This window comes from Rhodospirillales bacterium, from assembly GCA_016710335.1.
In the GTDB taxonomy this organism is placed as follows: domain Bacteria; phylum Pseudomonadota; class Alphaproteobacteria; order Rhodospirillales; family Defluviicoccaceae; genus JADJXQ01.
In genome coordinates this window covers 415260-439231 of the sequence record JADJXQ010000001.1, presented here as the reverse complement: position 1 = coordinate 439231, position 23972 = coordinate 415260, and the positions used below count along the sequence as shown (strand labels likewise).

At 66.4% G+C, this 23972-nt stretch carries 14 protein-coding genes, 2 pseudogenes and 1 CRISPR repeat array; of the genes and pseudogenes, 2 read left to right on the top strand and 14 right to left on the bottom strand.

Annotated features, from left to right (window positions below; genetic code table 11):
• The 9 genes and pseudogenes from IPM60_01950 to cas1 all read right to left on the bottom strand — a co-directional run bounded on the left by IPM60_01950 (position 1) and on the right by cas1 (position 12666).
• Entirely contained in the window at positions 1–453 is a 453-nt protein-coding gene (locus IPM60_01950) for a HEPN domain-containing protein (GenBank protein MBK8906697.1), read from the bottom strand.
• On the bottom strand, positions 440–814 hold the full coding sequence (locus IPM60_01945) for a nucleotidyltransferase domain-containing protein (protein ID MBK8906696.1): 375 nt from the start codon (positions 812–814) through the stop codon (positions 440–442). Before IPM60_01945 ends, IPM60_01950 begins: the two co-directional genes overlap by 14 nt.
• 12 nt (positions 815–826) lie before the next feature.
• Entirely contained in the window at positions 827–3793 is a 2967-nt protein-coding gene (locus IPM60_01940) for a DUF1156 domain-containing protein (protein ID MBK8906695.1), read from the bottom strand.
• A gap of 130 nt (positions 3794–3923) precedes the next feature.
• A complete protein-coding gene (locus IPM60_01935) occupies positions 3924–5054 on the bottom strand; it encodes a macro domain-containing protein (GenBank protein MBK8906694.1) in 1131 nt (376 codons plus the stop codon).
• 11 nt (positions 5055–5065) lie between these two features.
• Entirely contained in the window at positions 5066–5659 is a 594-nt protein-coding gene (locus IPM60_01930; protein MBK8906693.1) for a DUF4433 domain-containing protein, read from the bottom strand.
• Positions 5656–9125 (bottom strand): annotated as a pseudogene (locus IPM60_01925) (DUF3883 domain-containing protein). The gene IPM60_01930 and the pseudogene IPM60_01925 overlap by 4 nt, the downstream one beginning before the upstream one ends.
• Before the next feature lie 122 nt (positions 9126–9247).
• The gene (cas6, locus tag IPM60_01920) at positions 9248–10123 is read right to left on the bottom strand and encodes a CRISPR system precrRNA processing endoribonuclease RAMP protein Cas6 (GenBank protein ID MBK8906692.1); all 876 of its coding nucleotides are present in this window, start codon (positions 10121–10123) and stop codon (positions 9248–9250) included.
• Between the two features lie 74 nt (positions 10124–10197).
• A complete protein-coding gene (cas2, locus tag IPM60_01915) occupies positions 10198–10485 on the bottom strand; it encodes a CRISPR-associated endonuclease Cas2 (GenBank protein MBK8906691.1) in 288 nt (95 codons plus the stop codon).
• Positions 10486–10518: 33 nt separating this feature from the next.
• Entirely contained in the window at positions 10519–12666 is a 2148-nt protein-coding gene (gene cas1 / locus IPM60_01910) for a CRISPR-associated endonuclease Cas1 (GenBank protein ID MBK8906690.1), read from the bottom strand.
• A gap of 141 nt (positions 12667–12807) precedes the next feature.
• A CRISPR array of direct repeats spans positions 12808–14129; the repeat unit is 36 nt; unit sequence GTTACTGCCCGCGTGCATTGCGCCCGCGGTGAAAAC.
• A gap of 592 nt (positions 14130–14721) precedes the next feature.
• Here cas1 and IPM60_01905 point away from each other — a divergent pair.
• Both IPM60_01905 and IPM60_01900 read left to right on the top strand, forming a co-directional pair.
• Positions 14722–15025, top strand: a pseudogene (locus IPM60_01905) (BrnT family toxin).
• Positions 15003–15287, top strand: coding sequence for a BrnA antitoxin family protein (locus tag IPM60_01900; GenBank protein MBK8906689.1), 285 nt, complete (start codon positions 15003–15005; stop codon positions 15285–15287). Before IPM60_01905 ends, IPM60_01900 begins: the two are co-directional and overlap by 23 nt.
• A 31-nt stretch (positions 15288–15318) precedes the next feature.
• Here IPM60_01900 and IPM60_01895 read toward each other — a convergent pair whose 3' ends face one another.
• The 5 genes from IPM60_01895 to IPM60_01875 are packed head-to-tail and all read right to left on the bottom strand — an operon-like array spanning position 15319 to position 23837.
• Complete coding sequence (locus tag IPM60_01895) at positions 15319–16125, bottom strand: hypothetical protein (GenBank protein ID MBK8906688.1); 807 nt, start codon at positions 16123–16125, stop codon at positions 15319–15321.
• Positions 16126–16128: 3 nt separating this feature from the next.
• Positions 16129–18588 carry a TIGR03986 family CRISPR-associated RAMP protein gene (locus IPM60_01890; protein ID MBK8906687.1) on the bottom strand — a complete coding sequence of 820 codons (2460 nt, stop codon included), beginning with the start codon at positions 18586–18588 and terminating at the stop codon, positions 16129–16131.
• Positions 18575–20188, bottom strand: a complete 1614-nt coding sequence (locus IPM60_01885) for a hypothetical protein (protein ID MBK8906686.1) — start codon at positions 20186–20188, stop codon at positions 18575–18577. The genes IPM60_01890 and IPM60_01885 overlap by 14 nt, the downstream gene beginning before the upstream one ends.
• Positions 20185–22107: a hypothetical protein gene (locus IPM60_01880; protein ID MBK8906685.1), complete on the bottom strand. Its 1923-nt coding sequence runs from the start codon at positions 22105–22107 to the stop codon at positions 20185–20187. Before IPM60_01880 ends, IPM60_01885 begins: the two co-directional genes overlap by 4 nt.
• Entirely contained in the window at positions 22104–23837 is a 1734-nt protein-coding gene (locus tag IPM60_01875) for a hypothetical protein (GenBank protein MBK8906684.1), read from the bottom strand. Before IPM60_01875 ends, IPM60_01880 begins: the two co-directional genes overlap by 4 nt.
• Between the last annotated feature and the right edge of the window lie 135 nt (positions 23838–23972).

Sequence of the window (23972 nt, the reverse complement as noted above, 5' to 3'; positions counted from 1 at the left end):
TTATTCTCCTCCATCACGGTCCGGTTCGTTCTTCGGGCCCAGTGCCATTGCGATTGTCTTGAGCGACTGCAGTTGCGCAATTGCCTCGCAAACGCGCCCCACCGTCGGGGTGTCCGAAATGTCTTCTTCCTCGGCTGGATACCGGTACGCCAGGCCCCAGACGGTAAGGTCTGCGAGTGCCATCATGGCATCCGCCAACTCCGGGTAATCGGCCGCCGCGCGGTGGGCCAAGCTTTTGATGTCGTGGATCTTCGGGAACCGCGTGGCGGCCGCGACGAGCAGTCCCTTGATCAGCTTCTCGGCCGCTTGCTGGCAATGGTAGGCACCGGGGCCGAGGAGGAGAGGCTCGGCCGCGGCGCAAAGTTCGGCCGCCTGCAGGTCCTGGTCGACATATGCAAACCAACGCAGCGCCTCTGACCACTGAGCCGCGGCGCGGTCGTCATCTTCGCTCATAGACGACAATCCCCTCGTGGCTCGCGGTGTTGCAGAGGGTGCCGACGATCTTCCGGCGACGAGCGAAGGTGCTCGCCCGGCACGGAATGACGTCGGCTGCGCCGGCGAAGGGGAGCGCAGCGTGATAGCCGGATTCAAGCTTGAGGGTCTCGCGAGGCACATCGTCATCGACGACGACGAGCAGGTCATAGTCGCTGTCGCCGCCGTCGTCGCCGCGCGCCCGGGATCCGAACAGGATCACCCGTTGCGGATCGAAGAACGCGACGACCGACCGCAGCAATGCCTCCGGAACGGACGGTTCAGGCTCCGGCGACGGGCGCGGTCCATCGCGGGCTTGCGGCTGTTGCGGTTCCGGTTCCATGACCTCAGCCTATCACACAGCCAGCTCCGCCTGCGCCGGGGCCGTTCGGGCTTGTGCGGCGAGGCGGGTGAGTTCCGGCCAGGCGACGACGAGGCCGTTGTAGGCGCGCGCCTCGTCGGCCCGCTTCCTGCGCTCGCAGACGCGGTAGAGCCGGGTGGCGAGGTCCCGCGCCAGCTCGCCGCGGACGCCGAGCCGCGCCAGCAGCGCCGCCGCCGCGCTCTCGCCCTCGCCCTCGAGCCTCTGGATCAGGTGCTGGGTGCACTCCCATACCGTCAGGCGTGTGTCCGCCAGCGGGTCCCAGTCGCCCGGCAGTTCGGAACGGGCCAGCAGCCGCACCCTGCCGCTTCTGGCTTCGAGAATGCCCGAAGCCCGCACGCCGTCGACGGCGACGCCACGCGCCGTTGCGAGCGTCTCGGCAGCGCCGTAGGGGCCCGCGTCCATGCCGTGGGTCTCGAACCAGGTGATGGCGAAGCGGGTGTGGGCGTCGTACTCGGCCTCCTGTTCCGAGAGGTATTCGTCCAGGGCCTGATTGATCAGTTGCAGCGCCGTCTTCACCGTCATCGGGCTGTCGTCGGCCTCGAGCACGCGGGCATAGCGGGTGAAGATCGCCATGCCGGGGCCGATCGACGCCTGCGCCAGATCGACGGCGGCGATGTGGCCGTGCTGGAGGAGCTTGATCGCAGCCGGCAGCTCTGCTCGCATGGCCTTGATGAACTCGGCGCGGGTGATCACCGGCGCGGTCGCGGCGCGCTTGCGGCAGACGAGCACGATGGAGGAGGCGAGGGCGTTGGCGCCGATCCCGACACTACGGGCGCTCCGCTCGGTTCGCATCGGCCATGTGCCGTCGACGGAAAATCCGGCATGGGTCAGCGCTTCGAGAAAGGTCGCCCAACCGGTGGACGCGACGCCCTCCCGCTCCACCTCCGCCTGCTTGAAGGCATAGTACAGCGTGACCGGGTAATCCGGATGCGCCGCCGCCGCCATGTTGCGGAGCGCCTTGCCCATGCCCTCCATGAAGAACGCCTCGGCCTTGTTCTTGCTGCCGTGGCGGTAGGGTGTCGCCACCAGTTCCTCGGCCTTCGGCACCAGCATCGTCGCGAAAAGATCGGGGTAAATGCCCATAAGAGATCGCCTCAACCAGACGTAAAAATAGTCGGAAAGGTCCGCATAACCAATATTATCATAGTAAGGTGGATCAGTACTTACTACGAATTCATAACTTTCTTTGATTTTCCCGGTTGCATCAGCCATTTCCACAGTCGGCGTTTTTCCCACCCCTATTCCATCGAAGCACTTGGATATCCACTCAATTTGCGCTCCAAAGTTTCCGGTGGTGTTGCTGAACGGGTTGCATTCCGTGTAATCCCACACCATCGGAATGGCCTGTCGAGAGAACGTGTTCCTAATGAATTCCCCAGTTGAAGCCCACGAAGCAATCGTACTCCAGGCATCGCTGGCGCGATCCACTGCAAATGCAAGATACTTCGCGACAGCATCCGCGTAGGCTTCGGCGCCGGCGCCGCCGGCGGCGAGGCGGGGCTGGCCGGAGGGAAGGCCGGCGGCTTCGGCGTCGGCCACCACTTTCTCCCGCGCCTCCCCGACCAGATCCGAAAACGTCGTCAACGCCACCAACTGCCGCGGGGTGAACAGGTCGCCGTAGGTCATCATTCCGTAGTCAGGCGGCGAGAACCAACGCGGATTCTTCGGCATTTCCTGTTCCGGCCGCCATATCGGCTGGGCCATTCGCGCGGCCCGCTCCATCTCCTCGGATGGCGGCAGGTAGATGCGGCTGCGGTTCCCTTCGGAGACGACGGCCATCAGTTGCGCCCCCATCCGTCCAGCTCTGCCTTCCGCCTTGACGTGCGTATCCGGTGCGATCGTGCCGCAGCACGGGCACCTGAAGTTGGCGCCGCGTCCCAGCTTGGTCGGTTCCGGCGGCGTGCCGACGCCGGTTTTCACCGCAAAGCGGACACGCGGCGGAGAGGCGGATCGATCGATCGCCGGCTCGACCCAGGCCTGCTTTCCCTTCTTGGTCGACAGCGCGTAGGAACTCACAAGAGGCAGGTCGGCGCGGCACGCCGGATTGGGGCAGACGACCGTGCGCGCCCATAGCCACGCGATCACCGTCGCCTTTTTCTCCTCAGTCCCTGTCGCGCCTCCGGCGCTCCCCGCCTCTTGAGCCCCATCCGGCAACGTCGCCTGCGGATACAGATGCCCGATGCGCCGGTAAGCCTCGTCGCGCATCCATTGGCCGTAGTACCGCACGTCCTCGGCGAGGCCCTGCGCGCCTTTGCCGTTCCAGGCGCCCCGCTCGAGTTTCGCCCGGGAGCCGGGATTGACCGGCGGCAAGCCGGCGAACTTGGGCGGGATCTCGACCAGTGCCTTGGTGATCAGCACCGCGACGGGATTGAGGTCGGAGGCATGGGCCTCGAGGCCAAGCCGCTGTGCCTCCAGCGGGATCGAGCCGCCGCCGCAGAAGGGGTCGTAGACCGGCGGCGGGTTATCGCCACAGGACCTGCGAATTTCGGCCCGCGCCCGCTCGAGGACGGTCTCGTTGGTGGTGTTCTCCCACTTGACCAGATCCTCAATGATCGCAAACAGGCGCTCGCGTTCGACCATTGCCGCCGCGTTTTCCAGCGTCGGCTCGGGCTCGATCTCGGCCGCGCGGCCGCCTGCCATGCCCGCCTCGTCGGCCTTCTCGCGGCGAAGCGCCCACTCCTTCCGTTGCTCGCGCAAGCGCGCCTCGGCCTTCCGTCGCGTCTCCGGATCGGCCAGAAGCTCGTCCACCCGCTCCGACGGATCGTCCACCAGTTGCGCGAACAGCACCGCCCGGCACGCTGCAAGCGGCCGTCGCGCCCACCACAGATGCAGCGTCGACGGATGCCCGTGCCGGATCGACTTCTCCTTGGCCGAGGCCGCATTGATCGCCTCCAGCGGCAACGCCACCTCGATAAGCTTTTTCTTGTACGGAGGCTCCATGATGCCGCGCCCCTTTCGCGCGACAAGGCTAGTGCAGCGGTGCATTCAGTGAATGCACCGCTGCACGCAACTTCTTGTTTCCCTGCACAATATGACCCATCCGATTCAATCACTTGAATGGATCTGTGCACTAGGCGTAGGCCAGCTCCTCGTCAGCGGGGTCGAGTTCCGAACTCGGAACCAGATCCACCCAGCCAAGAAGGTTCAGATTGCGGGTGGTGTTGGCCACGTCGTTTCGGTTTATGGGCGGCCGCCGCTTCTGCTTCCAGCGCATGACCTCGTCGACCACCTCGATCTCAGTGGCTTTGCCGTCGGTTTTCTCGGCCACCTCCTTTGCGGCGAAATGGACAGTGGCGGCGATCTCGGCGTCGGTCGTGGTGGGCAGCCTCAAGAACAGATCCGCGACATGCTCGATGAGCGGAACCCATTCCCTGAGTTGCGGCTTGGAAACCTCGCGTGCGTCGCGATAGGTCGGTCCCGGCTTGATTTCGAACATCTGCCCGCGCTTTGTCTCGGCTACGAGCTGATGGTTCACGAGGCAGGAGATCACCTGCTTGAGGTCGGCGGCGAACGGGCCGTAGCTGCCGCGCTGGTATTGCAAGCCCGTGGGGATGCCGCTCTCGGTCGCGAAATAGGCGATCTTCTGAAACGTGGTGCGGCCAATCGGCCAGTGGTACGTTTCGCGGTTGATGCGCGACAGGATCGCCACCAGGGCGACGATTGCCGGACTGACGCGCGAGCCGTGCAGGCTTCGCCCAAACACCGGAGGATTCGCAACTGACCCGGCAAGAAAAGCCTCGTCCATCAGGTCGGCAGGCGTGCCGTGCGGCGCGTAGAGTTCGACAGGGGTGTCCAGTTCGCTCAGGTAGCGATGGAGCGTCGGGCCGACCACCTTCCACTCGAGCTGGCCATGGCCGCATCCGAGCGGGGGAACGGCAAGCGACGTAATGCCCCACTCGCGATAGTGTGCCTGGAGGTACGCGAGGCCTTCGACAATGTCGTCCAGCTTGGAAACCGACCGCCAGTGATCCTTGGTCGGAAAGTTCAGGACCCAGTGGTCGACGAGATCCTTGTATAGGTAGGGGCGTCCGAGCCTGACCTCTCTGGCGTCGCAGCGCTTCTCGTAGTCGCGGAACATTTCCGGGAAGCGCCTCTTGAATTCCAGCGCGATTCCCTTGCCCATGATGCCAACGCAGTTCACCGTGTTGACCAGGGTCTGTGCTTTGGACGCGAACAGGTCGCCGACACGGACGGTGATCATGGTCCTCCCACTCACCGAAAGAACAGGTGTGCATTGATCGCCACCTGCAGCCCCGGAGCCTGTTCAGTCAGACTCGCCGAGCTTCCAGCGTTGGAAACGTATGCACCAAAAATGTAGCCAGCGTCTACCAAATCTGGCACCAGCACCTCTGCGCACTTCACGGATTTGTGACGCAGCTCGGCAATCGGATCCTGTGGGTGGGTCCAGTACTCCGCAAAGACCTTCGCCTCGTCGATAATCGACAGCCCGCCCGGAGCGGGACTGAAACGGCGGTAGTCACTCGCTGCGTTCTGGTCGGTGATCACAACGTTCGGGAGATCGAGCACCGTCGTGCCGACCCTCAACACGCAAAGGCTTCGATGCATGTCCCGGCACTTGAAGAGCATCGGATTTCGCGCGCAGACGTAGAGGTTAACGTAGTCGTGCAGGGCGCGCCCTCCGGGCACGCGCACTTTGGCTCGCAGGTTCTGGACCTCCTGTTTGGCGACGGATTCATGCTGAAGTCTGGCCACCCGGCGATGAGAGAGAATTCCGTGTTCAAGTATCGACGGGAGGTTGGCAATCGGCGTGATGTAGTGGAGTTCCTCAAGATTCTCCCGGTTCATCCGGGCGGCTCCGCGCGCGCCAACAGCTCGGCAAGCTTGTACGTCACCGACGTCGCACCGAAGTCCGGCTCGCGCTGGAACGGCCGGCGCACGTAGCGGGGCGTGCTAGCGGAGCCGTTCCGCACCTCGACGACCGCCAGAATGAATGCATCCGGCTGGTTGAGCGCCGTCAGGATCTCGTTGCGGGTGACGGTGACGGTGTCGGCTCCCTCCACGCGGCCCTTGACCTCGATGAAGCGGAGGTTGCCGTCACCGTCCCTGGACTCGATGTCGTAGCCGCAGCGCTCGGCGCTGACGTCGCGCGGCTGGAAGCCCAGTTGCCGTTCGGTCTGCATGACAGCATCCATGGCGGCGCGCTCGACCGCGGCGGTGTCTTCCGCGAACTGCGTCACCGTGGCCTGCCGCCCGGCCCGCTCCGGCAGCAGCAGACCCTTCGGCACGACGAGGGCGCCACCGCGGATCACCGGCGGCAGGGCCGAGATGTCCCGCTCCTTGCTCACCTCCGCCAGCCGCCGCTGCAGTCGGTCAGCAAGGTCATTGGCCCGCGCCTCCGCATTGCCGGAGCTGAGCCGGGTCTTCTTGCCGGCGCGCTCCTGGGCCTTCAGATCCTGCGCCCGGTGGTCCCAGTAGTTGATTTCCTTCTTCAGGCGCGCCGTCACCTCCCGCTCGACCTTGTCGATCTCGGGGAGGCTCCGCCGCGCACCTCCTCGACGTGGCGAGGGATGATGGTCTGGATGGCATGGGCCATCACCCGGTTCTCGATGCCGTCGGCAAGCCAGGGCGCAGCCAGGTGCTGGGTAACCTCCCGGCGCTCGTCGTCCGCGAGCGGCCGGTAGTCGAGATAGGGCGCGGGACCGGCATCGACGCTGCGGCCGTCCGGCATGACCTCGACGAACTGGAGGCGCTGCGAGACCACCTGCTGCTGGCCGTTCCTCCCGCTCCGGCCGTCCTGGACCGCGTGCTCCAGGTAGACCAGGACGCGCAGTTCGTTGCCGTCGTCGGCGTCGTCGACCAGCACCGCGCCCCGTTTCAGCAAGTCCCGGTAGCGTTCCAGCACCAGGTCGATGGTGGCGTCGAGGAGAGGGTGGCCGGGGCAAACGAAGGCGGCGACCGGCGGCTGGTTGATCCTGTCCTTCTCGAAGCAGATGCGCTCGTAGCGGTCTACCACAGGTGCGCCGAGGCCGACCTGTCGGTCCCGCGCGCGAATCGGCCCCGGTACCCGGCTGATCTCCCACCGGCCTGCTTCCCGCTTGTGGACGCGTCCGCCCAGGTGCGTGAACGCTTCCAGGAAGAACGTCTGGATGTGGTACGGCTGCAGGCGCCGCGCCGCCGCCCGTTCCATGTCGTCCCGGATCGCCGCGACGCGCGTCGCGTTCATCGTCTCGTGGGCGAGGGCACGGTCGGCGAGGAGGTCGAGCAGCCGCTGCTGGTCGACGGCATCGTCGACTACCTGAAAAAGCCGCGCCTTTACGTCCTCGCGTTCGCCGTAGCGGATGGCGTCGAGGAGAAGGCTCCGCAGGTCCCGCGCCTCGAACAGGCGCCCGAGCACGTCGTAGACCCGGCCACCAAGCGCCGCACGCGCCGTCTCCAGCTTGTCCAGGAGACGCCCGTAGACCTCGCCCTCCCGCGTGTCGGCGGCGACCAGGTTCCAGCAATGGCAGACCTCGGTCTGGCCGATGCGGTGGATGCGCCCGAACCGCTGCTCCAGCCGGTTGGGGTTCCACGGCAGGTCGTAGTTGACCATGAGGTGGGCGCGCTGGAGGTTGATACCCTCGCCGGCCGCGTCGTTGGCCACCATCACCAGCACGTCCTTGTCGTGGGTGAACGCCTGCACGGCCTTGCGTCGGTCCTCCCGGCCGATGCCGCCATGGATAACCACGACAGCTTCGTGGCGGCCGAGGCGAGTGCGGATCCTGTCCGCGAGGTAGTTGAGGGTATCGCGCGGCTCTGTGAAGATGATCAGCTTCCGCCGGTTGCCTTGCGCGTCGATCATCAGGGGATCGTCGAGGATGCTGTTGAGCTGCGTCCACTTGGTGTCGGTACCGGAGCGGCGGAGATCGCGCGCCTGTCGTTCCAGGTACTTCAGCGTCTCGATCTCGGTCTCGAACTCGGCGATCGTCCGCGCCGCCGTCGCCTGATCGAGGACCCGCTCCTCCAGCGCTTCGATCTCGTCCTGCGGCGAGTCGTCGATCTCGTCCTCGTCTATGCGTGGACCGGGATCGCTGACGCTGATTGCAGAGAGCCTCGCCTCCGCTCCCCGCTTCATCAGCCGCTCCTCCGCCAGGCGGTTCTCCAACCGCTCCAGGCGGCGGCGCAGGGATTCGTGGATGGCGGCCGGCGACGATGCCAGCCGGCGCTGCAGGATCTGCAGGGCGAAGCCGACGTTCTGCCGTCGCTTCTCGTCCTCGGCGGCGAAGCGCTCGGCCCGGTTCATTTCCTCGCGAACGTAGGTAGTCACGTCGGCGTAAAGCGCCGCCTCCGCCGGCGACAGCGCGTACTTTACGGAGTAGGCGCGGCGCTCCGGGAACAGGGCCGTGCTGTCGAACTTGAGCAGCTCCTCCTTGGTCAGGCGGCGCATCATGTCCGCTGCGTTTGACTGGTGGACGCCGTCGCGGAACTTGCCCTCGAAGCGGTCGCCGTCGAGGAGTGCCATGAACAACTGGAAGTCCTGCTCCTTGCCATTGTGGGGTGTGGCCGTCATCAGCAGGAAATGGCGGCAGTGCCCGCCAAGGAGCTGGCCCAACTGATAGCGCCTGGTGTACTTGACCTCGCTGCCGAAGAAGCTCGCCGACATCCGGTGCGCCTCGTCGCACACCACCAGATCCCACTCCTTCGCTGCCTTGAGGCGGTCCTGAACATCCGGGTTGCGGCTGAGCACATCGAGACGGGCGATGAGCAGGTTGGTCTCCGCGAACGGGTTGCCGGTGCGCGCTGCTTCGAGCCGGTCGCGGGTGAGGATGTCGAAGGGCAGGCCGAACTTCTCGCCGAGTTCGTCCTGCCACTGCTCGACGAGGCTGCCCGGAGCGACGATCAGGCATCGCTCTAGGTCGCCGCGAATAGCCAGCTCCTTGATGAACAGGCCCGCCATGATCGTCTTGCCGGCGCCGGGATCGTCAGCGAGAAGGAACCGCAGCGGCTGGCGCGGCAGCATCTCGCCGTAGACAGCGGTGATCTGGTGCGGCAGCGGCTCGATGCGCGAGGTGTGGATGGCGAGGTAGGGATCGAACAGGTGGGCGAGGCGGATGCGGAATGCTTCGGAAACCAGCCGCAGCAGATGCCCGCCGCCGTCGAACGACCAGGGCTGGCCGGCCGTCACCACTTCCAGCTTCGGTTCCTCGTTGCGGTAGACGAGGCGGTTCTTCGCAGCCCCGCTCGCCTCCTCATAGGTGACCTTGACGGCTTGGTCCCCGAACCACTCGACCTGGACGATCTTCGCCGCTCCGGCCGGCGAGAGTCCGGCGATCATCGCCCCTGCCTTCAGCTCTTCGAGCGCCGCCACCTTGCCTCCGCTACCCTTGGTGCCTCTCAGAAAAGTTGAGTAGCACGAAGCGGGTTGAGTGTTAAGGGTTGTGCAGCCGCTCCACCGTCTCAATACACCAGCAATTCGTAGGCGCCGAAGCCGAAGGCGGCTCGGGCGCCCGCATGCGCCGTTTCGCCCAAGGCGAGGAGCGGCATGAACGGGCCGAGCGGGCCCTCGAGGCGGATCGTCCCGGTGAGTCCCACATGTGGGATCTCGCGCCCGGGCTGGGCCGAGGAGTGCCGCCGGCCGGCATGGAACCCGGCGTGGTCGAGTGTCGCGCGGACGCGTTTCGAGCGCTCCCGCCATCCGCCCCAGTCGGTGTCGATCCGCACCCCCTGCCAGCGCGCAAGGCCGCTCAGGCGGTTGACCAGCGACATCCCCAGGTCGTCGAGGTTGTTCTCAATCGCGCCGCTCGCCCTGAGACAGAGTGGCGTGCGCAACCGCAGCAGCACCTGCCGCGCCGGCTCCGGCACCGACACGCTTTCGCTTCGTCCCCAGTACACATCCGTCAGGTCGTACCGCCGGCGCAGTCGCCCGTCCCCGCGAAGCGGCAGCCCGGCCGCCAGGGCCGCCATCATCGCGTCCCGCGCGTCCCGGCGCCAGAACCCGGCGACGCCGAACAGGGTCAGCGTGATCCGCACCGCGCCGGCGTCGCTTTCGATGGCGATGACGAACGGCTTCGGCACCGCCAGGCGCGGGGTGAGGTGCGCGTGTTCCCGGAAGAATACCTCCAGCGCCGACGCCCGGCCGAACGGATCCGCCCGCCGGCGATGCCGCGCCCCCTGATGCTCGTGCGCCGCCATCGCCAGAAGCTGCCGGCCCCAGGCGCCGCGCAAGGCCGCCGCCAGCCACGGACCCTCCTCCAGAGCCTCCGGCCGGGCGCAGACGAATACCAGGAACGTCCGCCGCCAGTGCATCGCCAGCGCATCGAAATCGAGCGTCACCGGCGGATCATCGAGCCGCGCTCGGAGCCCCGGGTGCGGCGCGAAGATCCCGCGCTGCGGCTGCTCCCGCGCGCTCACAACAGCCAGAAGTCGTGCGGCTCCGGCAGCGGCGCCCCGCCGATCCGCCGGCAGGCGTCCAGCATCCGGTCCGAGAGCGTGTAGACGCGGAGCTTGTCCCCCGGCTCGAACAGCGGCTCCAGCTCACGCATCACCGCCGCCACCTCGGCATCGCTCATCCGCCCCTCGAACACCGAAAGCTGGATCCGCACCGCCACCGCCTCCAGCACCGCCGCCACCTTGTCCCGCACCCGGTCGGCGGTGATGTCGTAAGCGAACACGCGCACCGGACGCGCAACCGGCATTCCTCGTCCTCCCTCTTAGGTCGTCCCGCCCGGTCAGTAGTCGAGATCGTAAGGGCGATACGTTTCCTCGCCCAGCATGTGGCGGGCGTAGGCGTCGACCTGCTCCTCCATCACGCCTCGCCACGTGGTCCGGCCGTCCCGCCACTGGCTCTTGATCTCCCGGTCGAGCCCCGCCTCGTAAGCCCGGATCACCACCGTCCGCCCCTGCCGGTTGATCCGCACGCGGCCCTCGCCATCGACGTAGAAGTGCTCCTCGCGCAGCCGGCGCCGGTTGAACATTCCCACCGCCGGACCCTCCGCCAGCGGCGCCCGGAACTCCTCGACCACGTCGTAGAGGGCGCCGTCGTGGCCGTCGTAGGAGCCGTGCAGCGCCGCGAATCCGGGGTGGAGGCCGCGGCGCAGCACCAGCGCGTGGACGTCGCGGGTCAGCATCGCCGACAACCACGAGATCACCGCGTTGACGGCGTCGGCCGGCGGCCGGCGGGTGCGCTTGCCGAGCCGCCAGCCGTGCTTGAGAAGCGCCCCGAGGGCCGGCCAGTAGCGCCGCGTCGCCGCCCCCTCGAAGCCCATCACTTGGTCGACGCCGTCGCCGTGCGCCGCCCGCCGCGACAGCCGGAATATTTCCTCTGCGGCGTCCTCCACCCGCTCCACGTGCGCGTCCTGGTTGAGCTTCTTGAGTTTCTTCTGCTGGCTGCGCAGCCGCCCTTCGACCAGGATCCGCGCCAGCGCAAGCCTCCGCGCGGGATCGAGCACGCACCCGGCCTGTGCCAGGTGCAGCCCGGCACGGCGGACGAGCTTCGGCTCGATGCTGCCGATCGCCTCGCCGTGCCCGTCCACCATCGCCACCGGAATCCGCCACGCCATCGCTTGGCGGATCGCGGCTTGCGCGATCTCGACGTAGGGCCCGACCTCGATGCGGTCGACCCGGCCCGGCGGCAGCGCCAGCAACTCGACCTCGCCCTCCAGCACAACGAGCGCCTCGTTCCTGAGATCGATCCTCCGGCCGCTCTCCATCACGTAGAGCGGCGCCAGGATCGGCGCGAAGCGGCCGTGCGGCGCGGCGCCAAGCTCCGCGCGCAGGTCGGCCGGCGGCGGCTCCGCTGGGGGTTCCGCAGGCGCGTGCGCGGCCGATGCGACCGCCGCAGAACCGCTGACCTCCCTGGGGATCGTCACCACCGGCTCCGGCGGCTCCTCCGGCTCCGCCACGCCGGCGTTCGCCGCCGCTGCCGGCATCGGAAACGGCACGACGTCCCCCGGCGGCCGCTCCTCCGCCACTGCGGCGTCGTTCCACGGCGGATCCGGCTCGCTTGCGGCAACTTCCGGCGCCGCCTCGTCGGGATCGGTCTTGACCACCAGCGAGCGCACGAACAGCCGGCCGAGGAAGGTGAACCCGTTCTCGAAGCGGACGATGCGGGTCTTCTCCGGGTGCAGCTCCAGGCCGTGCTCGGCGAGCAGCGCCGCCATCCGCTCCAGCGCCCCCGCGGCGCGGCTCTCGCTCCGGCACAACAACACGAAATCGTCGGCATAGCGCACCAGCCGCACGCCCCGCCTCTCGATCCGTTCGTCGACCGCGTCCAGGTAGAGGTTGGCGAGCAGCGGCGAGATCGGCGAGCCCTGGGGGATGCCGACGCCGTCCTCGTCGAAGCCCTCCAGCCACAGCTCGATCAGGTCGATCAGGCGTTCATCGTCGACGATCGCTTCCAGGCGCGCGACCAGCGGCGCGTGCGGGATGCTGTCGAAGTAGGCGCGGATGTCGCCGTCGACCACGTAGCGGTAGCCGTCGCGGTAGAGCGCCGAGACCCGCGCCACCGCCCGCTCCACCGACCGCCCCGGGCGGTAGGCGAAGCTGGAGTCCTCGAACTCCGGCTCCAGCACCGGGCCCAGCACCATCGCCGCCGCCGTCTGCGCCACCCGGTCGACGACGCAGGGGATCGAGAGCGTGCGGGTGCCGCCGCTCCGCTTCGGCACGTCCACCGCCCGGAGCGGTCCCGGCCGGTAGTCCCCGCCCATCAGCTCCCGCGCGAGGCGCTCGATGCGTGGTCCGGCCTGGGCGCGAAAGTCCCACAACGTCTCGCCGTCGCCGCCCGGCCCGCCCTTGTTGGCCCTCACCTTCGCCCACCCCATGGTCAGGGTGTGGGCGCTGCAGACGCTGGCGAACAGGGAAGGCGATTGCCCAATCATCCGTGGATATCATAAACGCTTGTGATAACGCGATATTTTTTATAGTATCGGGTTTTCTCGCGTGACGCAACGCTTGGAGGGCTTTATCCGTGGAAACCGCCCCGAAAATTACGGCTTGCGCAGGGGCCTGCAAGGGGGTAAGTTACTGCCCGCGTGCATTGCGCCCGCGGTGAAAACACTTCGACCCATTGTCGCCTCCTGGAAAGTTGGTTACTGCCCGCGTGCATTGCGCCCGCGGTGAAAACCTGCCGGTCACACCAGTGCTGTATAGGTACGTTACTGCCCGCGTGCATTGCGCCCGCGGTGAAAACACAGCGCGAGCACAGCGTCTTTGCAGAACAGCGTTACTGCCCGCGTGCATTGCGCCCGCGGTGAAAACTACCCCGGGAAATCCGATTGAAATTCGTCGTACCTCTTCAAGTTACTGCCCGCGTGCATTGCGCCCGCGGTGAAAACTGACGGGGCCGTAGTCTTGTATGGAAGGAACGGGGGGTTACTGCCCGCGTGCATTGCGCCCGCGGTGAAACCATCGGTAATGGACGTGATCGATTGTGTCGTCATGTTACTGCCCGCGTGCATTGCGCCCGCGGTGAAAACATTCTGATCCACTGTACTACCCCTAAAAGTTGATGCATCGTTACTGCCCGCGTGCATTGCGCCCGCGGTGAAAACACAAACGGTTCGACGTCCAAATCGCGCAAGTTACTGCCCGCGTGCATTGCGCCCGCGGTGAAAACACATTAGTAATCTCCCATACTAGCTAGGTTGCGTTCCTGTTACTGCCCGCGTGCATTGCGCCCGCGGTGAAAACAACTGTAGCCGGTGTGTCTGTTTCTTTTGCATGACTGTTACTGCCCGCGTGCATTGCGCCCGCGGTGAAAACCCATAGTCACCTCCATTGTTAAGCCGTGTACGTGAGTTACTGCCCGCATGCATTGCGCCCGCGGTGAAAACTTACCTCGTCCTTGTCGAGGAGCTGTCGCTGTTCGCCCGTTACTGCCCGCATGCATTGCGCCCGCGGTGAAAACGTTCTAGTGTTTGGATGAGCGTAACTAGGTCGTTACTGCCCGCATGCATTGCGCCCGCGGTGAAAACGTATGCCTCGTACGAGGCGCACTCGTTGCGCTGTTACTGCCCGCATGCATTGCGCCCGCGGTGAAAACTACTTCAAAGAAGAATGTAATATCAGGCTGTTGTTCAATACAGTTGTTACTGCCCGCATGCATTGCGCCCGCGGTGAAAACTCATTCGGCTTCGTGAAGAAGACCGCTTCGTTGGTAAGTTACTGCCCGCATGCATTGCGCCCGCGGTGAAAACCCTTGAGCAGCGCAGTTCGTTCAATGGTGAGTTACTGCCCGCGTGCATTGCGCCCGCGGTGAAAACTATATATGAAGACATGTCTTCCTCCTTTGGCACATGTGCAATTTGTTACTGCCCGCGTGCCTTGCGCCCGCGGCGGTCCAGATGACAGATGTCAGGCATCAGGGATCAGAAGCTCGGCGTTGCGATGAGATCGTCATCGCGAGCCCCCGCGAGGGGGCGTGGCGATCCAGAGCAGCGGCGGCGGCGCTGCGGGCTTGATCCGAGCTTCCGCGACGTCTATGTACTTGCTATGTTCTCTTGCGCGGCCAGACCGGCCACCACCACAGCATGCTGACATTTGCATACATATGAATACATTCCTTGCCGCGGTCTTGCCACAAAATCAGCGATTTCATGACTTTACGATTGGTCTCCGGGGACAAACCTGTTGCTTTTCCGGCCAAAGCCGGCTGCAGTACTGGGAATTTGGTCCCGGTAGCCGCTTTGGCCGCCGGGACCTGCCATGACCGCTACATCGCTTGCCAAACCTTCAGAAGTGCAAGCATAAGCAACAGCCCGGCCTCAACGTAGAGTGGCTCGATCATGCCCTTCTCCGTCTTTGTTGCCATAGCGAGCGGCACGATGCCGCTCATGTAACCTACCGCGCCCATTGCGCCCGCGGTGAAAACCGGGTCCTTTCAGGTGCAGTCATGATGCGTTGACATCTGTACATACATTGCGCACGCTCATGGCATGCGTGTTCCGGTGGCGGGAGTGCAATGGGACGACGGCAATTGGCCGAAGTGCGGCAAGCACGGCGTCGCGCAGGCAGAGGTCGGAAGGGCTGCTCCGCGGCCAACCCGCCGTCTATCCCGACCCGCGGCACTCCGTCGACGAGGAGCGCTTTCTCGCCATCGGCGCGACCGACGCCGGGCGCTGGATCTTGGTGGCGTTCACCCTGCGGCGAACGGACGACGAGACCTGGATCCGCCCGATCAGCGCCCGCCACATGCATCGGAAGGAGGTGGAGCACTATGAGCGACGAGACCAAGCTTGAGCCGCTTAAGCCTCTTCCCCGCTTCGCCAGCGATGACGAGGCGGAACGCTTCGTGGAGAACGCGGATCTCAGCCGGTACGACCTGTCCGGGTTCAAGCCGGCCGCCTTCGAGTTCGAGCCGAAGTCGGCCCGCGTCAACATGCGGCTGCCGGCGCCCCTGCTTGCGGCGGTGAAGGAGAGGGCGAGAGCGCGGGGCGTGCCGTATCAGCGGTTCATCCGGGAAGCGATCGAGCGGGCGCTTACGGACACTCGCCCGTCCTGACGGCGTCGGGTCGCCGTCGGGACGACCGGAATCAGTCGGCGAGGCGGGCTCGGAGCCCGGCGATCAGGCGGTCGCGCTCCGGGCCCGGCGGCAGGTGCGCGCCCCAGAAGCCGCGCCCCGGCAGGGCGCCCCCGGACCAGCTTCCCGGCACCCGTTCGGAGAGCCAGCGGATGGTGTCGCCGTCGGCGAACACCGCCATCTCGTCCGCCATCGCCACCATGAGCGCGTCGAAGCCGGGCCCGCCCAGGAGCGGCTCCATGCGGTCGGCGACGGCGGACGCGCGGTTGCCGGGGACGGTGACGGCGGTGAGGCGCCCGGTGACGGCGCGCTCCGCCACCGCTGCCTCGGCCGCCCGTTCTTCGGCTTCGGTCAGACCCTGCGCGCGGCGGTCGCGTGCGCGGATTTCCCGCATCTCCTCGGCCGTGGCCGGCGGCTGCAGCGCCCGCATCGCGGCGACGTGGCCGATGTCGTTGGCGGCGATCAGCTGGTATTCGCGGGTCCATTCGTGGCGAGGCCGGCCGAGCAGGCGGAACACCTGCTCCAGCGACGACGGCCTGTCGGCGCCCGCCCGCGGCCCGTGGTGGTCGACGACGATGGTGCGCGCCCGGTCGATCGCGTCCGACGGGAGGTCGTCGGCCAGTTCCACCAGCACCGGCGTCTCGCCGCGCCCGAGCGCCGCCCGGATCTCGTCGGCGTAGTCCGAGATGCCGGCGCCCCAGGCCAGCCCCTTGTCGGTGTACCGCCCCGGCGCGTGACGGGCGAGGAGACCGGCAATCGCCTCCATCTCAAGATCCGCTCCGCCGAGGAAGAAATGGAGGCGGGCGGGCGGCGGGGTCATCGATCAGTTGCGCTTCAAGGGGTACAGGCCGGGCTGATCAGCCTTGATGGGGTCGAGGCACTGGGGGTCGGTCTTCGTGTTCTGGACGAACCACTTGAAGGTTTCCTGCTCCGGGTCGTTCTGATCGCGGCGGAGCGGATAATGCACCGGAACTCCGGCCTTCAGCTTGTCCGGATCGCCGGTCAGCATGATGGCCCGGTGCGCGTCCGGATACCGCTTCTCAAGGCGCTCGGCATGTTTCTTCGCCCGCTCGACGCAGCTTTTCAGGGTCGTCTGTGCGGCAGCGGCCTCGCTAGAGTACAGGCGGTCGGGGAGATGGTCCCCCTTAAGCCAAGCTTCGGCATACCGCGCCTGCGCAAACACGTCGGCGCCGTTGCCGTAGCGCGCGGCGCGGTCGATGCAGAAGAGTGCCACCGGCTCGATGTGCACCTTGCCGAGGCCGATCGGCTTGCCCATGCCGAGCTTGTGCCGGAACTCGTCGCTCGGATGCAAGGCGAAGCAGAGCAGGTCCAGTTCCGCCTCGCTAAGGTTGTCGAAGTCCACATGGAACCAGAAGTCACCGTGCTCATGGCACGCTTGCGGGTCCAGCGGCCGCACCGCGTTCTTTAGCCGCTCGTTTTCGTCCGGGTGCTCGGTCTTCCACGGCTGTAGGTCGCCGCCGTTGAGGTCGCGGTGGAGGTACACCTTGCGACCGTTGGGCCGGTCATCGGTGTTCAAGTCATGCTTGGCGATCGGCTTGTTGCCGTCCGGCTTGAAGTAAATCGCCGGGCTCGGCGGCTTCGGCTCCGCCAGGGTCTTGAGGCGGACGAGCCTGGGGCGAGAACACGTCGAATGTTCGGTATCCTGCGGTGATTGCGGCGTGTAGTCGCCGCCGAGGAACACGTCGTCGGCCGAGCCGGGCGTCTCAGCAAGCCGCGCCGCCGAAATCCGCACCCGCCCGGCGTAGGCCACATGCTGCGCTGCCTTCTCTTCGTCCGCCTGCTCGCCGGCCCCGTCCTCGCTGACGAACCCGAACATCCACTCCGCCGGGCTGATCGTCTCTCGATCGCTGTTGAAGGGCAGGTATTCGCCCTCCTTGCCGTCGCGCTTGTACTTGCGAAAGAAGTCCCACGTCCCGGCGATGTGGGGGTCGGACTTGTCGGACTCGGGATTTTTGATCACCAGCCCCCGCCAGATCGACGAGAACGAAACGGCGGAGACCACCGGCAGTGGCTCTTCGTCACCCCTTTGCGCCGCCGTACTGCTATCTCGTCCTGCATTTACATCGAAATAAACAAGCTGCCCTGTGCGAAGTCGGATCTCGTTCTCACCATCGTGGTCGAGTTGCATTTCGCCCCTGGAATGTACCGGCGTGAACGGCAGTCGCTCATAAACCGAAGCATCGTCCTTGTTCGTGCGCCCTCTTTCTCCGGCCAGCGCGTAGAAATTGGCGACTGCCTTGGTGGTGATCGGCAGAGATATCTGACAAGTCAAGTCCTCCGGCGCGGGTACGAAAATTTCGTAATGCCTACCCGTTTCGATTTTGCGACTGTCGTGATAGAGGACCCGCACGAATCCAGAAACCCAGCCATCAGGAATGTTTGCTGATCTTCGCACCTGTGGCCAACGCCATGCACCCTGATTCCTCTCCTGTTTACACAAGCCTTTTTCTTCTACCGGCCACTCATCGGTCGCGTACTGGCCGAGCAGCAAATGGCCTTGACGCTTCGGATCGAAGGACCAATCAACGACTCCATTTTCCGGAAAGCTGTCGCCACGAAACGCTTGCATCAGGTACCGGTCGGTCTGTTTCTTGACGGAGAGCCGACGGCGCAAATAGACACGCAGGTTCGCATAATTCCGGAACGCCTTGCTCCACAGCTCCTGTTTTTCCCGAAACGAGATTGTTTGCCGCCCACCATCATCACTCCGGTATTCGACGAACGGCAAAGTCAGCGGTTTCAATGCAAACCCGCTATCGCAGGAAGAATCCTCGACGATCATGCCTATCGCAGAGAGTGCTTTTTGATGCGGCTGCCGGTAGCTGACCGGGCGCCGGTTGTGGAGGACGCGGAGCGCGGAGCCGCTGGCGGCCTCTGCGAGGGAGGAGATCAGGCCGCGGAGGCTGGAGGCCGGGACCGCCGGCTCGCTTCCCAGCATGAATGGCGCGATGACGGCGTAGCCGTCTTTCGTCTTGTCGTTGCCGTCTTCGTCCTTGCCGTCGGGAAGCTTCTCGCGGTAGCGGTCGGCGCCGATGAAGACCGGGTCCTTGAGGCTGAGCCGGCAGATGATGCGGCCGTGCCAGATATCCTTCCCGGTTGCGTAGCTGGCATGGGAGAACCGGCTGCCGGTAAAGGCCTCCCTGGCCTGACGGAAGTCGTCCGCCTTCGGCGGCCCTTCTCCAAGCGGCCACGGTGCGTCTGGGTTGCCCGTCTCGCCCACCGGGATGAACTGGTAGGGGTTGTAGAACTCATCCTGTGCCATCCGCCCCTCCCTTGCGTTTGTGCATGTTCCTGATGCAGTGCTGCACCAACTCGCCGTAGTGCACCCGGGCGACGTCGCGGTCGATCGGCCCGGCGGCACGATCGGCCTTGTCGATGCCAGGCAAGTCCTTGACGGCTTCACAGGCAGCCGCGCCATTGACCTTCAACTCCGCGATCTCGGCCCCGCAGGCGCCGTAGCCTTTGGCGCGGCCCCAGCCGAACTGGACGTCGCCCTCGATGACGTCGCGCAGCACCAGCGCCATCAGGCCTATCGCCGCCGGAGCCATCGGCGGTGCCGGAGTGTCCTCCGGTTGCTCGCTGTGCTCTCCCGACGGCTTGCGTGACCGCGGGCTCAGGCGCAGGGTCAGGGCGCCAGTGAACACCGGAGCGGTGGCGGGCTCGGCCATGTAGAGCTTTGTGGGCGCGGCGCCGCCGGTGAAGCGGTCGATGGCGACGAAGTGCTGCGGCACCACGTTGCAGTGTTCGACCCGGAAGTCGTTCACCTCCAGCGCCCCGCGCCGGCCGGTCGTGCCGAACAGAGCGTCGATCTCGGGCATATCGCCGTCGTCGCGGCCGATGGTGCGGAGGATGCGCTCGGCCTGGGAGCGGAGAGCGCCCCGCACCGATTCGCCGGGCAGCACGGGCCTGCCGTCGTGATCGAGCCGCGGGCGCATGTCCGGCGCCGTCTTGCCCCTGTCGTCGGCGTCGGGCTGAGGACTGCCGTCACCCTCGCCGGCGCGCCACGGATCGTTGACCAGGAACGGACCGTCGAAGCTCAGTCGCAGCTTGACCCGGACGAACGCCGGCTGTTGACGTTGCCCGAGGAGGTCGGCGGCGGCGGTTTTAAGGTCCCCGGCCTCGACCGTACAGTCGTCGTCAGTGCGGATCCACCGCTGCCACATCACCGGCTCCGGCTCCGAAAGCCAGCGGGCGACGTCACCCGCATTCATGCACCGCACCTCGTCGAGACACCACGTCGCGCGGCCCTTGCCGCTGCCGGCGCTGCCGCCGAGGGTGATGGCGAGGTCTTCGGCGCCTTCGTTGAAGCCGCTGAAGGCTGCAAGGAGGAGCGCGACCTCCGCCTCGTCGAGGTTGTCCCCCGTCACGGTCACCTTGAATACGATGCCGGCCGCCACCTGCTCGGCGTGAAACAGCTTCCGGCGCTCGGCAGTGCGGGTATGGCGGTCGATCGCGGTCGAGCTGCGAAGCGGCAAAAGGGGGCGCCACGCGTCCGGCTCGTCATCTCGCGCCGAAGCGACGGCATCGTGAAGGTCGGCCTTGCCGCCACGCCCTGACTTCCGATCCGGGTCGCCTGCAATCGGCCGCGGGTCGTGGCCGAACACCTGCTCGATCGCGCCCTTGTGCCTGTCGCCGAGCCGCTCGACGATCCAGTGCCGCAGCACGCCCTTGAGGCTGGAGCCGGGGATGACCGGCCAGCCGTGACCGCCGCGGTGGACCTGCGACACCTGCACCGTCGTCTCGTCTCCGCTACCGGGCTTCGGCGGGGTCCGCTCGATGGCCTCGCCGGTGCGGATCGAAAGCGGCGCCTCGAGCTTGAGCGTCCCTTCGATCAGCCATCGGCTCCGGAACGATCCCGTCATCGCGACGCTGCCTTCTTCTCGCCATCATGCCTCGACGGAAGGCGATGCGTGCGATGGATCCGATCGTTGATCACCACCTCGCCGTAGCCGTTCTGGCGGATGTAGGGACATCGGTCCCAAAGCTTCGCGTCGTCGTCGCCGGCGCGGTCGGGAAAATGCCACTCCTTGACCGACGCCGGCAGCGGCAGGCCGTGGCGGAGCCAGTCCCGCAGGAGATCCGTCACCATGTTTCGCTTGCGCTTGTCCGTCACTTCCAGCACGAACACACTGCCCGATTCCGTGAGCAGGAACGGCTTGTAGTCGTCGTTTTTCATGTAGTGATGCAGCAGGAACGGCCCGCCGGCGAGGCGCTGCTTGGCAAAGTAGTTGTAGAGGCGGAGGGAGCCGCCGGAGATCTGATCGAAGGTGTGCCCGTACGCCCTTTCGAGCCGCTGCTGTGCACTGCCGTTCTTTTCAGCGCTGATGTCGTCGGTCGTGCACAGGAGCGCCGGCGTCTGCAGGGTCAGAACGTAGAGACCGTCATCGAGAGGTCGCAAAGCCTTGTCTTCGACCTCCCTAGCCTTGCTTACATAGTCGCCTTCGCCGCCGAGGCTGACCTGCGCCAGCGCATCTGTCTTGCCGATGCCCGGGATCGTCCCGCCGGTCAGCGCCCTCAGCCACGGGACCACCTCGCCGCGGCGGTCCTGCGTGACGTCCGCAAGATCCAGCTCGCCGACCCAGAGGTGGCCGTCGGGGATCACCGTCTCATAGGCGAACAGCCGCTCGGTCTTCGAAGCACGCGTGTCGTCGTCGATCTCGGTGCGGAGCTGCAGGCGGCGCGGCGGCTCATGGATCCCGAACAGCTCCACCGCCTGCGCCCAATGCCGCCCCTTCCAGTCCGGCCGGAACGCCGGCGCCCCATCGCCGATCAGGCACGGGTCACGAACCAGCGCCATGTCGACAGGCCGCTCGTCCGGCCCGAATGCCACCGACAGCGGGATCGCGCGCGGCCGCCGGATGTCGAGCCGCGCCATCAGAGCAGCAGGGTCGGCGAAGGCAAATGGCTCCCGCGCCGGTTTCGGCGCCAGCGCCACCGGCTGCAGGTGGCTGATGCGGAGCCTATCGAACCACTCGGGCAACGGTCGCCCCGAATTGAGCGCGTTGTGAAGTGCGGCGAGAGCGCCCTTGATGACGCCGCCGGGGACCACGGTGTCGCTGGTATAGAGCGTGTCCTCGCGCGGGGCGACGCCGATGCAGAACGGCTCGAAGAAGCGAAGCACCAGGCGGAGTCGGTCGTCCTCCGCCGGCATCGGCGGCGTTGGCCACGGTCGCTCGACCGGCGTCTCCTCGGCCATCTCGACCGCGAGCAGGCGGCCGAAGCCGATGGTGCGCTCGCCGCCCAACTGCGGGATCCAGTGCAGCCCGCGGCGGATCGCATCGGCGATCTTCGATGCCTCATGTGGCGGCGCCAGGATGACGATGCGGCCGGTGAACACGATCGCGGCGCCGGCGGCGTAGGGTGTCTCCATGATCTGCAGGGCGCCGTCCTCCGCCGTTCCGCTGGCGGCGTCGATCTTAATCCGGGTACGCATCGCATCTTCAACGCCGTCCTCTTCGGCGCGGAAGTCGGCGAACTGAACACGGGCCCTGGCCTGCCCCGATCCATGATCCTCTCCGCCGAGCCAATCCTTCAGATGCGGCTTGAACGGCGTGCCCGATATGGCTTGACCACTCCGCATGGCGAAGCAGCGGGCGGCGCGGTCGGCCTTGGCCAGGTCGCGCAGCGCCTGGCGCAGCTTGCCCTTGACGTGGGAGCCGGCGATGAAGGGCCGGCCGTCGGTATCGCGCGCGACCGGGGCGTCGACGCCGTAGGCGCCGATCGCGGTCGAGCGGGTGAGGATCGGCCCCTGCACCGTCAGCCTGACGCGATAGGCGATCACGCTGCGCCCTCCGCCTGCGCGGGCGCGACCGCGGACGCGGCCTCGGGCTTGACCAGGAAATCCCACAGGTCGTCGAGGTGCAGCCACAGCGCCTGCCCGTCTCCGAAGCAGTCCCGCAGCGGCGCGAGGTCCGCGGCGAGGTCGGCGCCGCGCGGGTACTCGTCGCGAAGCGTCTTTTCCAGCGCGCTGACGCTTTCGCCGGCGCCGTCCATGTGCAGGGTCAGCGCGAGGCGCTTGAGCTGACGCCGCGGCAGTTTCTTTCCCGACTTGAGGGCGTCGATGGACCCGAGCACCGGCCCCATCTTCTCGCCCGGCACGATCATCTGCGACGGCGCGATGCCGGCGGGGCAGCGCTCGCGGCGGAATGCGTCGAGGTCGCGGCCGATGTGGTCGAACGACTCCAGCACCTGGTAGCAGAGCAGGCTCTGGCTGCGGTCGTGGGCCTTGGCAATCTCCGCGAGGTTCCGCGCCAGGGTCTGGATGCGGGTGATCGGCGCGTCGTGGTGGCAGAACACGAGGCCCGCGGCGTGGTGCAGCGGCGGGGCATCGACATGGTCGCCGATGGTCCAGCCGGGGCGCGGACCTTGCCGCCCGGTCTCGATGTCGCGGCCGAGGGTCTCGGCGAAGAAAGTGGCGGCGAGGGTCCAGCCGAGCGACGCCGGCACAATCCACATCCCTTCGTCGCCTGCGGCATAGAGCGTCTCGAGGCGGAGGTTGGGGCGCTTGTCGTCCGCTTTGCCCGGCGGTTTTCGTAGTTTTACTTCTTCCTTCAGAGGCTTCTTGGTCATCTCCCCTAGTTGCTGGAGCCCCGCCTTGCTGCCGGCGACGGTGTCCAGGACGCGCTCCAGCAGCAGGCGGCGATAGTGGCGCAGCCGGTCGTCCCAGTCGCGCTGGCGGTGCTCGGGCGGGCCAGCGGACCAGGGGTTTTTTCCACGGATGAGGTCGTCCTGGATCCGCCCGAAGCCGTTGCCGTCGGCGTAAAACACCGCGATCTTGCCCTTGAGGTTGGGTCCGTCGCTTCCGGGATCGGCGAGATCGGCCATGTCGTTGGCGAAGTCGGCGAACGGAGCCCGACCGCCTGCGTCGAGCGGGCGACGAAGGAACTCCTGGTACCAGTAGAACTTGCAATCGATTCCGTATCTCCGGCGGTCATTGACCGAGTCGCTGAGGCAGCGGTTTTGCTTGCCCTTGATCAGTTCGCTTCGAATGCTGCCGGGGCGGACGAGGTCGAACTCGCAGACGCGTTTCGATGTCTCGCGGTCGCCCCCCGGCATCGACTGCGGTGACGGCGCGACCAGACTCGGCGACTGCTGCTGCCGCCAACGGTTGGCGGCGATGACGCGCTCGCGGTTATGGAGAAACGCACGCGCCTGCTCATCCGCGTCCTCGCTTGGTGGCAACGCCGGCGGCTCCCGCATCTTCACCAGGTCGACGACGAAGGTGAGGTGGCTGAACAGCTTGTTACTCTTGGGAAGTTCGGCCTCAAGGGCGTCGCGGATCTGAGTGGGCGAAGCGCCGTCTGCGAGGTCGAGGCTGAACAGGCCGACCGAACCGCCCTGGCTTAGGGTCTCGACGCGCCCGACCTCCGGGCGTCCGCGAAGAATCTTGTCGATCCGGGTGATGGCCTCGAGGTAGAGGAAGCTGGCGCCGCGGACGGTGCTGAGGTCGGTGGTATCTAGCATTGTCGAGGCGAAGTTGACCCCCTCGATGCGCAGCAGGTACCCGGCCATGCCCGCTCCCCCTCGCAATCCATCGAGCCGAGGCACCCGGTCCCGGTCGTCCGCCGGTCGTGGATCGATAAGCGAGACTAGCAGCGGCAGTTAAGCCCCGCAATCAGGGAACAGGCGTCACCAGTCAGGACCGGA

Bases quoted from the DNA above. Each gene is read 5' to 3' on its own strand.
- IPM60_01950 (MBK8906697.1), bottom strand. From the start codon at position 453: ATGAGCGAAGATGACGACCGCGCCGCGGCTCAGTGGTCAGAGGCGCTG.
- IPM60_01945 (MBK8906696.1), bottom strand. From the start codon at position 814: ATGGAACCGGAACCGCAACAGCCGCAAGCCCGCGATGGACCGCGCCCG.
- IPM60_01940 (MBK8906695.1), bottom strand. From the start codon at position 3,793: ATGGAGCCTCCGTACAAGAAAAAGCTTATCGAGGTGGCGTTGCCGCTG.
- IPM60_01935 (MBK8906694.1), bottom strand. From the start codon at position 5,054: ATGATCACCGTCCGTGTCGGCGACCTGTTCGCGTCCAAAGCACAGACC.
- IPM60_01930 (MBK8906693.1), bottom strand. From the start codon at position 5,659: ATGAACCGGGAGAATCTTGAGGAACTCCACTACATCACGCCGATTGCC.
- cas2 (MBK8906691.1), bottom strand. From the start codon at position 10,485: ATGCCGGTTGCGCGTCCGGTGCGCGTGTTCGCTTACGACATCACCGCC.
- cas1 (MBK8906690.1), bottom strand. From the start codon at position 12,666: ATGATTGGGCAATCGCCTTCCCTGTTCGCCAGCGTCTGCAGCGCCCAC.
- IPM60_01900 (MBK8906689.1), top strand. From the start codon at position 15,003: ATGAGCGACGAGACCAAGCTTGAGCCGCTTAAGCCTCTTCCCCGCTTC.
- IPM60_01895 (MBK8906688.1), bottom strand. From the start codon at position 16,125: ATGACCCCGCCGCCCGCCCGCCTCCATTTCTTCCTCGGCGGAGCGGAT.
- IPM60_01890 (MBK8906687.1), bottom strand. From the start codon at position 18,588: ATGGCACAGGATGAGTTCTACAACCCCTACCAGTTCATCCCGGTGGGC.
- IPM60_01885 (MBK8906686.1), bottom strand. From the start codon at position 20,188: ATGACGGGATCGTTCCGGAGCCGATGGCTGATCGAAGGGACGCTCAAG.
- IPM60_01875 (MBK8906684.1), bottom strand. From the start codon at position 23,837: ATGGCCGGGTACCTGCTGCGCATCGAGGGGGTCAACTTCGCCTCGACA.